The sequence below is a fragment of the Intestinimonas sp. genome, assembly GCF_026169115.1.
Taxonomy (GTDB): domain Bacteria; phylum Bacillota; class Clostridia; order Oscillospirales; family Oscillospiraceae; genus Intestinimonas.
This window is the reverse complement of sequence record NZ_JAPFEA010000048.1, coordinates 47,634-58,566: the sequence shown is the minus strand read 5'-3', so window position 1 is coordinate 58,566 and position 10,933 is coordinate 47,634. Positions and strand designations below refer to the sequence as shown.

The 10,933-nt window shown below is 63.6% G+C and carries 15 protein-coding genes and 1 pseudogene; all 16 read left to right on the top strand.

What is annotated here, in order from left to right; all coding sequences use genetic code 11:
- Window positions 1-268 (top strand): annotated as a pseudogene (locus Q0Y09_RS04550) (GGDEF domain-containing protein); the annotation flags it as partial.
- Window positions 269-291: 23 nt separating this feature from the next.
- Entirely contained in the window at window positions 292-1,590 is a 1,299-nt protein-coding gene (locus Q0Y09_RS04545; RefSeq protein ID WP_367184346.1) for an EAL domain-containing protein, read from the top strand.
- Between the two features lie 238 nt (window positions 1,591-1,828).
- Entirely contained in the window at window positions 1,829-2,161 is a 333-nt protein-coding gene (locus Q0Y09_RS04540) for an XRE family transcriptional regulator (protein WP_297718267.1), read from the top strand.
- Window positions 2,158-3,405, top strand: a complete 1,248-nt coding sequence (locus tag Q0Y09_RS04535) for a PBSX family phage terminase large subunit (RefSeq protein WP_297718263.1) — start codon at window positions 2,158-2,160, stop codon at window positions 3,403-3,405. Before Q0Y09_RS04540 ends, Q0Y09_RS04535 begins: the two co-directional genes overlap by 4 nt.
- A gap of 27 nt (window positions 3,406-3,432) precedes the next feature.
- A complete protein-coding gene (locus tag Q0Y09_RS04530; protein ID WP_297718260.1) occupies window positions 3,433-4,584 on the top strand; it encodes a serine/threonine protein phosphatase in 1,152 nt (383 codons plus the stop codon).
- Between the two features lie 14 nt (window positions 4,585-4,598).
- Window positions 4,599-5,531: a hypothetical protein gene (locus tag Q0Y09_RS04525; protein ID WP_297718257.1), complete on the top strand. Its 933-nt coding sequence runs from the start codon at window positions 4,599-4,601 to the stop codon at window positions 5,529-5,531.
- Window positions 5,532-5,570: 39 nt separating this feature from the next.
- Window positions 5,571-5,915 carry a hypothetical protein gene (locus Q0Y09_RS04520; RefSeq protein WP_297718253.1) on the top strand — a complete coding sequence of 115 codons (345 nt, stop codon included), beginning with the start codon at window positions 5,571-5,573 and terminating at the stop codon, window positions 5,913-5,915.
- Window positions 5,916-5,937: 22 nt separating this feature from the next.
- On the top strand, window positions 5,938-6,972 hold the full coding sequence (locus Q0Y09_RS04515) for a phage major capsid protein (RefSeq protein WP_297718250.1): 1,035 nt from the start codon (window positions 5,938-5,940) through the stop codon (window positions 6,970-6,972).
- A gap of 25 nt (window positions 6,973-6,997) precedes the next feature.
- Window positions 6,998-7,351, top strand: coding sequence for a hypothetical protein (locus Q0Y09_RS04510; RefSeq protein ID WP_297718247.1), 354 nt, complete (start codon window positions 6,998-7,000; stop codon window positions 7,349-7,351).
- Window positions 7,351-7,704 (top strand): hypothetical protein, encoded by a 354-nt coding sequence (locus tag Q0Y09_RS04505; protein ID WP_297718245.1) that lies wholly within the window; start codon window positions 7,351-7,353, stop codon window positions 7,702-7,704. Before Q0Y09_RS04510 ends, Q0Y09_RS04505 begins: the two co-directional genes overlap by 1 nt.
- Window positions 7,694-8,203, top strand: coding sequence for a hypothetical protein (locus Q0Y09_RS04500; protein ID WP_297718242.1), 510 nt, complete (start codon window positions 7,694-7,696; stop codon window positions 8,201-8,203). Before Q0Y09_RS04505 ends, Q0Y09_RS04500 begins: the two co-directional genes overlap by 11 nt.
- Complete coding sequence (locus Q0Y09_RS04495) at window positions 8,200-9,237, top strand: phage tail sheath subtilisin-like domain-containing protein (protein ID WP_297718239.1); 1,038 nt, start codon at window positions 8,200-8,202, stop codon at window positions 9,235-9,237. Before Q0Y09_RS04500 ends, Q0Y09_RS04495 begins: the two co-directional genes overlap by 4 nt.
- A 26-nt stretch (window positions 9,238-9,263) precedes the next feature.
- A complete protein-coding gene (locus Q0Y09_RS04490) occupies window positions 9,264-9,653 on the top strand; it encodes a hypothetical protein (RefSeq protein WP_297718234.1) in 390 nt (129 codons plus the stop codon).
- Complete coding sequence (locus tag Q0Y09_RS04485; protein WP_297718231.1) at window positions 9,650-10,090, top strand: hypothetical protein; 441 nt, start codon at window positions 9,650-9,652, stop codon at window positions 10,088-10,090. The genes Q0Y09_RS04490 and Q0Y09_RS04485 overlap by 4 nt, the downstream gene beginning before the upstream one ends.
- On the top strand, window positions 10,087-10,296 hold the full coding sequence (locus tag Q0Y09_RS04480; RefSeq protein ID WP_297718228.1) for a molybdopterin oxidoreductase: 210 nt from the start codon (window positions 10,087-10,089) through the stop codon (window positions 10,294-10,296). Before Q0Y09_RS04485 ends, Q0Y09_RS04480 begins: the two co-directional genes overlap by 4 nt.
- Window positions 10,293-10,928 (top strand): hypothetical protein, encoded by a 636-nt coding sequence (locus Q0Y09_RS04475; protein ID WP_297718225.1) that lies wholly within the window; start codon window positions 10,293-10,295, stop codon window positions 10,926-10,928. The genes Q0Y09_RS04480 and Q0Y09_RS04475 overlap by 4 nt, the downstream gene beginning before the upstream one ends.
- The last annotated feature ends 5 nt before the right edge of the window (window positions 10,929-10,933 follow it).

The following is a 10,933-nucleotide window of genomic DNA, read 5'->3' as shown; positions in this document are numbered from 1 at the left end:
GGTCTATGGCGAATACCAATGCTTCCGCTTTGGGGGCGACGAGCTGCTTGCGCTCTGCCTGGGGATCAGCGAGGAGGCAGCACGGGAAAAAGAGAGGCTTCTGAAGGCGGCTGCCCGGGAAAAGGGGACCGTACTGTCAGTCGGAACGGCCTGGGCGGCAGCCGGAGAGGTCGATATCGACGGCCTGATGACCGAGGCAGAAGGAAGAATGTACCAGGATAAGAGCAATTATTACCGGACCATGGGAATTGACCGGCGGAAGAATTGATTTGAGAAGATGGCTTTGAGGTGATGAGCAGCATGTCGAGACGCAGCATATTCATACAGAGAGTGACGCAGCTCCTGGAGAAATATCGTGGCGAAGGCACCGTATATCTGTTTTCTGTGGATTTTGCAGAATTCAAGCTGATAAATTATATTTACGGCTTTGCCCAGGGCGATGAGCTCTTGCAGGACGTCGTTGACTTTGTGCAGGGGCTTCCGGAGTGCATCTACTGTGAGCGGGCTGCGTCAGATCAGTTCATCTTTCTGGTCACCACCAAAACGCCTTGGTCAGACGATGAGATCATCGCCTTTTATAACGAGTGGTCAGAGGCCTTTTTGAGGAAATACCGGGACGACTATCCAGCGTGCAAGCTGAAATTCTGGTGCGGCATTTACCAGCTCGAAAACGGAGACGTCGTGTCGGCCATTGAGAATGCAAATCTGGCCCGGATCAAAGCAAGACAGATCAAAGCCACGACGGCAGTTCTGTTCAAAAATTCCCTGATGGAGGATCTGGTGCGGGAACGGCAGCGCGAGAGAGATATCATGTGCGCGGTCAAGGAAGGCAAGTTCTTCTTTTACTTGCAGCCCCAGGTCGATTTGCAAAGCGGGGAGATCATCGGTGCGGAGGCGCTGGCCAGGGGGATCGGAGAAAACGGGGAGGTGCTCTCCCCAGACTCCTTTGTATCCATCCTGGAAAACAACCACGGGATCGTTGACCTGGATCTTTTGATCCTGGAGCTGGTCTGTCAGAATATGCGGCAGCGGTTGGACTGCGGCAAGCCCGTGGTACGAACCTCCGTCAACCTTTCCAGACAGCACATCTGGAACAACAACGCAGCCAAGATCCTGGACGGCATTGTAAAAAAATATCAGATCCCCCACGAGCTCATCATGTTCGAGCTGACCGAGAGCATTCTTATTACGGAATTTTCCAGCGCAAAGCTGCTGGGAGACAATCTGCGGGAATTGGGTTATGCAACATCTATCGACGATTTCGGATCCGGCTATGCGGGAATCGACGTTTGGAGACGGCTCAGCTTTGACGAGCTGAAATTGGACAAGAAGTTTATGGATGACGACCCGGAGCGAAAAAAACGGGACGAGATCATCGCCCGCGGCCTTATCTGGATCGCAAACAAGATGGATACGACTGTGATCTGCGAGGGCGTGGAAAGCGCAGAGCAGTGTCGCGATCTGCGGGATATGAATTGCCGGTACGCCCAGGGATACTTCTTTTCAAAGCCTGTTCCGCCGGATGAATTCTACGAAAACTACACAAATTTGAAGGGATACTACCCAATATCCTCTATCCTTTCTGAATGAGTGATCCTTATGAATACGAGGCTGACGTTCCGTAAGGGGTCTGCCAAGCGTGAAATAAAAAATTCCGCTGTTTTCAATTTTGAAAACAGCGGAATTTCTTTTTTGTAATCAGAAGGCCGTCTATGAGCGGGAAGAAAAATCCTGGGGCGGACGGCCTTTTACAAAAAAATTTCGGCTGGATGCACGCAGACGTGCAACTTTTGGGGGCGTTTCCGGGTAGGGTGAAAGGAGGATGCCGGTGAAAGACGAAAGGCAGTGGAGAGACGATGTGCTCCGAAGGCTGGAGCGGCTGGCCGATCAGAAGGCCAACGACGCCGTCAAGTTGGCCTTCCTGACCGAGGAGCGGATGGAAGAGATCGACCAGATGGACCTGAGAGCCCTCACAGAACTCAAACGACACGGCAACGGCGCTGTGGAGATCAGGCTGGTGGACAAGGTCCAGGCGCTGGAAAAGCTCTGTGAGATCGCCCGCAAGGGCGGAGACGGCGCAGAACACTTCTTCCGGGCCCTGGAGAGCTCCGCCAGAAACCGGGCCGGAGAACAGGCGGCGGAACGGGAGGAGGTCGGGTGATCTCGGGATTTTCCCCGAAGCAAAAGGAGGTCCTCACCTGGTGGTGCGACCCCGGGACCAGGGACTATGAGGCCGTCATCTGCGACGGCGCCGTCCGCAGCGGCAAGACCATGTGCATGGGACTGAGCTTCTTCTGCTGGGCCATGGCCACCTTTCAAAAGAGACAGTTCGCCCTGTGCGGGCGCTCGGTGGGCGGCGTACAGAGAAACCTCCTGAACCCAGTCCGGCCCCTCCTGGAGGAGCTGGGCTTCGAGCTGGAGGAGCGGCGCTCCCGCAACCAGATCACCGTCCGCCTGGCCGGGCGGGAGAACACCTTCTATCTCTTCGGCGGCAAGGATGAGGCCAGCGCCGCCGCCATTCAGGGCATTACCCTGGCGGGGGTCCTCCTGGACGAGGCGGCCCTGATGCCCCGCTCCTTCGTGGAGCAGGCCGTAGCCCGATGCTCCGTGGAGGGGAGCAGGGTGTGGTTCTCCTGCAACCCGGAGGGACCCGGACACTGGTTCTTCCGGGAGTGGATCGCCCGAAGGGAGGAGAAAAGGGCCCTCTACCTCCACTTCACCATGTGGGACAACCCCTCCCTCTCCCGGGAGACCATCCTGCGTTACCAGCGGCAGTTCCGGGGCAGCTTCTACCGCCGCTTCGTCCTGGGGGAGTGGACCACCCCAGAGGGACTGGTCTATGACTTCTTCGGACTCGACTACATTCAGCCAATCCCGGCGGAGCCCATGGAATGCTGGCGCATCTCCTGTGACTACGGTACAGTCAACCCCGCCTCCTTCGGCCTCTGGGGCAGAAAAGAGGGAATCTGGTACCGGGTGCGGGAATTCTACTTCGACTCCAAAAAAGAGGGCTGCCAGCGCACGGACGGAGAGTATGTCCAGGAGCTCCGGCGGCTGGCCGGCGGGCGGAGCATCCAGCGGGTCATCGTGGACCCCTCTGCCGCCAGCTTTCTGGAGGCCCTGCGCCGGGAGGGGTTCCCCGTGGTCAAGGCAAGAAACGATGTGCTCTCCGGCATCCGCACCACCGCCGAGCTCCTGCGCCAAAGGCGCATCGTCATCTGCGAGGACTGCCCCGACATCCTGCGGGAGTTCGGACTTTACCGCTGGGATCAGCGGTCCGGTACAGACCGGGTGCGGAAGGAATTTGACCACGCCATGGACGATATGAGGTACTTCGCCGCTGATCTGGCGGCTGAGACCCGACCCGCCGCCGCTGTGGGATTCGTGGAGCGGGGACGGTTTTAGGGCCCGCTGACAAAGGAGGTTTTGCCATTGCGCTTTGAAAAGAGATCCCCCGCCATCGCGGCGGCGGCCGCACAGCTCCGGGAGGGCGGTCAGCACCCCTTTGGGATACTGGACCGGTACGTCCCCCTGGACAACGCACAGATCCCCCTCTACCGGGCCGTGCGGGAGGCCGTCCCCATTGTGGATGCAGCCCTCTCCAAGCTCGTCCGCCTGGTGGGAGGAGTCACGGTGATCTGCCGGGACGTTGCCGCACAGGACGGCCTGGACGCCTTTCTCATGGAGGTGGACACCGGCAGGGGACAGCGGGGACTCCAGTCCTTCCTGGACGGTTACCTGGACGCCATGCTCACCTGTGGCCGGGCGGTGGGGGAGCTGGTGCTGGACCGGGAGGGGCGGGAGATCTCCGCCCTCCTGTGCGGGGACCCCGCCCTTCTGGAGATTCGGGAGGGGGATTCCCCCCTGGATTTCCAGCTGTGCGCCCGGGATACGAGCGGGCAGGTACAGCCGCTGCCCTACCCTGAGCTGCTGCTCTTTACCCCCTTCCAGCCCCAGGCGGACTGTCCGTATGGGGTCTCCCTCCTGCGGTCCATGCCCTTCCTCACGGAGATCCTTTTGAAGATCTACCAGGCAGTGGGCAGGAACTGGGAGCGGGTGGGCAACCTGCGCTTTGCTGTCATCAACCGCCCGGAACAGGGGCTGGACGGCGCCGGCGCCCAGGAGCGGTGCGCTGCTCTGGCCCGAGAGTGGTCGGCCGCCATGCAGGCCGGCAGGGACGGCAGCGTCCGGGACTTCGTGGCCGTGGGCGATGTGGACATCAAGGTCATCGGCGCCGACAACCAGATCCTGGACAGTCAGGTCCCCGTGCGGCAGATCCTGGAACAGCTGGTGGCCAGGACGGGCATCCCGCCCTTCCTGCTGGGCCTGTCCTGGTCCTCCACCGAGCGGATGAGCGCCCAACAGGCCGATATGATGACCAGCGAGATCACCGCCATCCGCCGCTCTCTGGAGCCGGTGGTCCGGCGGATCTGCCGGCTGTGGCTGGCCCTCCACGGCTTCGGCACCGCCGTTCAGATCGAGTGGGCTGACATCAACTTGCAGGATGAGGTGGAGGAGGCCAGGGCCGCCCTCTACCGGGAACAGGCCAGGGCGCTGACCGCCCAGAACCATGGAGAGCAATGAATGGAGGGATGGATTTGGAGGTAAGAAAAGCCGCCGGTGTGGACGCCGGACAGGCCGCCGACGGGACGGAACTGGAGCTCATCAACCGGCTGAGCCGGAAAAAGCTCACCGCAGAGGAGGTCTATCTCTTTACGGTGCGGCTGTGCGACAACGAGGTGGACCGGGACGGAGAGCGGTTCGCCCCAGAGACCCTGGAGGCCCTGGCCGGGGCCTTCGTGGGCAAGAGCGGGATCTTTGACCACCAGTGGAGTGCCCGGGGGCAGGCGGCCCGGATCTACCGGGCGGAGGTGGTGACCGAGCCAGACCGCCTTACAAGGGCGGGGGACCCCTACCGCTACCTCAAGGGCTGGGCCTACATGCTCCGCACACGGACCAACGCCGACCTCATCGCTGAGATCGAAGGGGGCATCAAAAAGGAGGTCTCTGTGGGCTGCGCCGTGGAGCGGACCGTCTGCTCCATCTGCGGCGGGGACATGGCTGCCGGAGACTGCGGACATGTGAAGGGGCGCACCTATGGCGGAAAGCTGTGCTGGGGAGAGCTCACCGGACTCACCGACGTTTACGAGTGGTCCTTCGTGGCCGTTCCTGCCCAGCCAGAGGCTGGGGTCCTCCAAAAGTCCAAGGAGGCCGGGGTGTTGCGAAAGGCACTGGCAGGACAGAGCGCGCCCATGGAGGCCCTGGAGCGGCTGGAGCGGGAGGCCGGGCTGGGCCGGCGCTACCTGGAGGACCTTCGGAAGGAGGTGGCCCGGTTGGGCGGGCTGGCCGGCACCGGCCTGGACGCTGCCGCCCTCCGGCCCGTGGTGGATAAGCTGGAGGAGCCCGAGCTGCTGGCCCTCAAAAAAGCCTACCAGGCCAGAGTGGCCCAACGCTTCCCAGTATCGGTACAGCTCCCCTACCGGGGGGAACGGGAGTGTGACGAGAGGCAGGACGGCGCTTTTTTGATCTGAGCGCACACACAAGATAGATAAGATATGGAGGTCGAGAGCATGAAGAAGGTTTCGTTTGAGGAGATCGGCGCGGTGGCGGCCACCTTTCTGGCCGGCGACAACGCCCAAAAGGGTCAGATGGTGAACATCTCCACCGCCGACACCGTGGATGGCTGCTCCGCCGACGGCAGGTTCTGCGGTCTGGCCCTGGATGTGGCTGAGGACGGCATGGCCTGTGTCCAGGTGGCAGGCTTTGCCCGGGTACCGTGCAGCGACGCCGGCGTCACCCCCGGCTGGGTGGCGCTGGCCGCGGACGGAAAGGGCGGCGTGAAGAAGGCCGCCAGCGGCGGCAGGGAATATCTGGTGGTCAGCACCGACGGACAGACCGCCGTGGTGCTGCTTTGATGAGAAAGGGAGGATGCTGAATATGGCCTACACTTACGACGCATTGAAGCTGGAAAAGGGGATGTACCACGAGGCCGGGAAGAGCTTTACCCAGGTGCTGGAGCAATGCGACCCCAGCGAAGCCTACAAGGGGACCGCGCTGGAGGGCCTGGACGCCTATCAGCGGCAGCTCAAACGCTTTGACATCAAGGTGAAGGGCACCGGCTCCGATGTGGTGGAGAAGTTCTTCCGCACCTCGGACTCCGCCGTCCTCTTCCCCGAGTACATCGCCCGCTCCGTCCGGCAGGGCATGGAGGAGGCAAACCTCCTCCCCGAGATCACCGCTGCCGTCACCCGCTTTGATGGCCTGGATTACCGCTCCATCGCCTCCGTTCCCGGCGAGGAAAAGGAGCTGCGCCGGGTGGAGGAGGGCGCAGCCATTCCCGCCACCACCGTCAAGACCCAGGAGAATCTGGTCAAGCTCCACAAGCGGGGGCGGATGCTGGTGGCCTCCTACGAGGCCATCCGCTACCAGAAGCTGGACCTCTTCTCTGTCACCCTGCGCCAGATCGGCGCCCACATCAATCGGATGCTCCTGGAGGATGCCATCGACGTACTGGTAAACGGCGACGGCAACGGGAACCCCGCCCAGGTCCACACCGTGGGCGCCGGCGCCATCGGCGGCTCCTCCGGCACCCTGGACTATGACGCTCTGGTGGACTTCTGGGCCCAGTTCGAGCCCTATGAGATGAACACCCTGCTGGTCCCTACCGATGTCATGGTGAGCATGCTCAAGCTGCCCGAGTTCCAGAACCCCCTCACCGGGCTCAACTTCCAGGGCACCGGCAAACTCTCCACCCCTATGGGGGCCAAGCTCCTGCGGACCTCTGCCATGGAGAGTGGCAAGCTCATCGGTCTGGACAGCCGCTTTGCTCTGGAGATGGTGCAGGGATCTGAGGTCACCGTGGAGTACGACAAGCTCATTGACCGGCAGCTGGAGCGGGCCGCCATCACCACCATCGCCGGCTTTGCCAAGCTCTTCCAGGACGCCGCTAAGGTGCTGAAGATCTCTGGCTGAGGAGAGAGAAAAGGGAGGTGAGCCGGTGGAGCAGGAGATCCTTACCCTGGCTATGACGCTAGGGAATGTGAGCGAGAGCGACCGGGAGCGACTGGCGGTGCTGTGCAGGAACGCCAGACAGGAGCTGGAGAGGGGACTTCGGGCCGGGGTGACCCCCCAGGACTGCGGTGACGCTTTGGCCCTCGCCGCCGCCTGGCTGGCCCTGGCCGACCTGCGGACCGGGGAGGCCGCTGCCGGCGTCACCGCCTTTTCGGCGGGGAACATCTCCATCCAGACCGGAGAACAGGGAGCCGGAGACGTCCTGCGCCACCGGGCGCGCCGACTGATGGCCCCCTATCTGCCCGACGAGGGCTTTTGCTTCCGGGGGGTGAAGGGCTGATGATGGAGGGCATCTTACAGGGGCTGCTGGACCGGTACGGCCAGAGGGTCACGGTGCTGCGGGACGGTGAAAAGACAACTGCCCTCGGACGGGCCTTTCTCCAGCCCATCCTGGACCGGCGGGAGGATTGGAAACAGCGGCGGCCAAGCCCGCTGGGCCTGGCCCGCAGGGACCGGTTTCTCTATCTGGGGGAACCGGGGCTTCCCCTGGGTATGGGGGACAAGGTGACCTGTCTGGGCGTGGATTACGAGGTCCAGGCGGCACAGCCCATCCGGGTGGGTGAGACCCTCTCCCACTGGTGGGCGGTGCTCAGAATACGGGACAGGGAGGGAGGGGAGCAGAGTGGGCAATGAGAGGACCGAGCTGGATGCTCTGCGGGCCCATATGACGGACCTCCTTCGGGCCCAGGGGGTGGAGGCCATGGACGCCTGGCCCCGGGAAGGAAGGAAGCGCCTTTCCGGTGTGACGGCGGCGGTCTCCATCCGGTCCTGCCGGGCGGAGCCCGGCGCGTTCTGGGAGTATCTGGGCGAGGAGTTGGACCCGGAGGCCGGTACATGGCGGGAGCGCTATGGCCGGAGGTTGGAGGTGGTCTTCGGATTGGACCTCTACGCGCCAGGCGAAGCTGGCGGAGGGGCCTTTCAGGAGGGCTTTGACGCCCTGGCCGGAGCTCTGAGCGCCGGCGGCTCCGGCGGACTGCGGGTACGCACGCTCACCCGGGGGGTGGTGGACTATGACCAGGACCTGGACGTGCTCAAATGCCCGGTGGAGGCCCTCTGCCATGCCTATCTCTACGCTTCGTCAGAGGAGAGCGGGAGCTTTACAGACTTTGTGGTGAAGGGAGCGATTTTATGAATATGACCGACCATGAGCGGCCAGGTGTATATTCCTCCTACGACGCCTCCGCCATCGTCAGCGGAAGCGGTGCGGGGAAGACTGTGGGACTGGTGGGCGTCGGCGTCTGCGAGAAGATGGGGACGGTGATCCCCATCAGCCGGCAGGAGGAGGCGGTAACTGCCTTCGGCGGTAACGCCGCCCTGACGGAGCTGGTACGGCTCCTCCTTCTCAACGGGGCCGCCGCCGTTCGGGCCGTGGCAGTGACGGATACGGAGGATTATGCCGCCGCTTTTGCCGCCCTGGAGGGGGAGGAGGACGTGAGCATCGTGGTGTGCGACAGCGAGACGCTCACGGTACAGCAGGCCCTGCGGGACAGCGTGACCGCTGCATCCCAGGCCCGAAAGGAGCGGATCTGTGTGGTCCCAGGCGGGAAGGGGGAGGACGTGAGCGCATTGGTGACCCGGGCCCAGGCCATCAACAGCGAGCGGGCGGTGGTCACCGCCCCCAGCCCCCAGGACGGAGACGGCGCCCGGGTGGCCGCCGCAGTGGCCGGGGCCATCGCCGGGGAGCGGGACCCCGCGGTTCCCATGGGCGGCGCGGCCCTCAAGGGCGTGGGGGACATCGCCGCCCGGTACAGCGACAACGAGATCGATCTGCTGGTCCGAGGCGGCGTCACCGCTGTGGAAAACGTGGGAGGCGGAGTCTCCATCGTGCGGGCCGTCACCTCCCGGACCAAGACTGGGGAGGTCAGCGACGCCACCTGGAGGGAGCTCACCACCATCCGCATCGTGGATGATGTGATCCCTACGGTGCGCAACAGCCTGCGCAGCCGATTCAACCGGGCCAAGAACACAGAGCAGGGCCGGAACGCCATCCGGGATCAGGTGGTGGTGGAGCTGGAGAACAAGCGCAGCCGGGAAATCATCACCGGCTACGACGCTGTCACTGTCTCGGCATTGCCCGAGGACCCAACCGTCTGCCTGGTGGAGTTCTCCTTCACTGTGGCCCACGGCCTCAACCAGATCTGGCTGAGCGCACACATCACGGTCTGACCCGCCCATGAGAGAGGAGAAGATATATGAAGACGACAGGTTTTCCCACCAGCAGTGACATCTACCTGGAGGCCGATGGGAAAAAAATCGCCGTAGTGCAGGGCTACACCGCCAAGACCACCAAGACCAGCCGAACGGTGGAAGCCTTCGGCGAGGATCAGCCGGTGGCCACCATCCCCGGGCAGCAAAACCATGTGGTGGAGCTCACCCGCCTCTACGCCACCGATGAGGCCATCCGGGACGGCATCGACTTTCACACCCTGGAGGACTTCTCCCTGGTGATCTGCAAGCCCGACCGGCGGGTCATCTACTCCGGGTGCCAGTGGAGCGCCATCGGCGAGACCGGCACCCTGGGGGATATGGTGGTGGAGAAGGTGACCATTGTGGCCGCCAAACGGCTGGAGACCACCGCTTGAAAAGGTGGGAGATGAGCCCCTTTCCGCCCTGCGGGACTAGGCGGACGGCGGTCAAAGGGCAGCAGGAGCTGGAGCTGCGGACCCTCTCCGCCTGGGAGGCCGTGGAGGCAGGCCGGGAGGCCGAGACCCTGGAGCAGACAGACCGGGAGACCGCCCTGTGTGTCAATGCCTGCATTCTGGCCAGGGCCCTGGAGCGGAGGGGGAAGGCCCTCTTTCCCGACGGGGAGGCGGTCCTCCGGGCGCTCAGTGTGGCACAGATCGCCGACCTTGCCCGGCAGTGGGCGGAGTTTTCCAGGGAGCATGATCCCTCCCCCAGAGATCCGAAGGCGGTGGAACGCCTAAAAAAAGCCTGGAGCACACGCCTTATGCGCGCCTTCAGTGGCGTGTGCTCCGGGCTTTTGGGGCGCTGCCCACGGAGGCGCGGGCCAGGGAGATGACCGCCGGGGATTATCTCTGGTGCGCCGTCAATCTGCTGCTGGACGACGAGGAGACCCTGGACCAGTTGTGCCCGTCCTGCCGGGCCCAGGCGATGGAGGAACGCTGCCCTGTATGCGGCACACCCACGGGCGGGGACGTGACGGGGGAGAACCCCGCCTTTGACCGGGCGCGCTTTGAAGCACTACGGCGGGGGGTGACGACATGACCGATTGGCTCGCCTGGCTCCTGGAGGAACTGGAGGAGGACGGGGAGCAGGGGGAGGACCTGGACCTGAGCGGATACATCCTGCCCTGCGTGTTGGAAGAAAGAAGTGGGGATGGCCCTTGGACGGAAGCGTACAGCGGTGGTCCCACAGATTTGCGGGCCGAAGGGGCCTCTGGGGAAACGGCCAGAGCGCGGAAAGGTTCGGGGGAGGATCAGAGCGAGGAGAAAGACGAGCCCGGAGGGCCTGAGGACCTTCCACAAAGGCTCATCCGCCTGAGCCGGGCTCGGCTGGAACAGGAGGCCCATCAGTTGGGGAGCAAAGGACCTGAGCTGGCGGGGGCGCTGGCGGGGACCGGAGTGGTCCGGCTGTCGGAAGGCGGTGGAAAGCCGGGACAGCAGACAGCGGACGCCGGAAGAAAAGAGAGGGAGCGAGCCCTGACAGCGGCGGCGCTCTATGACTCCGTGCGCCGGGCTGGGATGGCCGCAGAACAGGTGCCCTATCTGCGGCAGCCCGGACAGGTGGTGGTCCGGGAGCTGGAGCCGGTGGGCGGACAGGGGCCCACCCCGGCAGAGCTGGACCGGATCTTCCAGCGGGACGCCCGGCGCTACGACGGCGGGTTCACACTTTTCTGAGGGAG

Coding starts and splice junctions, on each gene's coding strand:
- Q0Y09_RS04475 (WP_297718225.1), top strand. CDS start 10,293: ATGACCGATTGGCTCGCCTGGCTCCTGGAGGAACTGGAGGAGGACGGG.
- Q0Y09_RS04545 (WP_367184346.1), top strand. CDS start 292: ATGAGCAGCATGTCGAGACGCAGCATATTCATACAGAGAGTGACGCAG.
- Q0Y09_RS04505 (WP_297718245.1), top strand. CDS start 7,351: ATGATGGAGGGCATCTTACAGGGGCTGCTGGACCGGTACGGCCAGAGG.
- Q0Y09_RS04495 (WP_297718239.1), top strand. CDS start 8,200: ATGAATATGACCGACCATGAGCGGCCAGGTGTATATTCCTCCTACGAC.
- Q0Y09_RS04480 (WP_297718228.1), top strand. CDS start 10,087: ATGACCGCCGGGGATTATCTCTGGTGCGCCGTCAATCTGCTGCTGGAC.
- Q0Y09_RS04490 (WP_297718234.1), top strand. CDS start 9,264: ATGAAGACGACAGGTTTTCCCACCAGCAGTGACATCTACCTGGAGGCC.
- Q0Y09_RS04520 (WP_297718253.1), top strand. CDS start 5,571: ATGAAGAAGGTTTCGTTTGAGGAGATCGGCGCGGTGGCGGCCACCTTT.
- Q0Y09_RS04515 (WP_297718250.1), top strand. CDS start 5,938: ATGGCCTACACTTACGACGCATTGAAGCTGGAAAAGGGGATGTACCAC.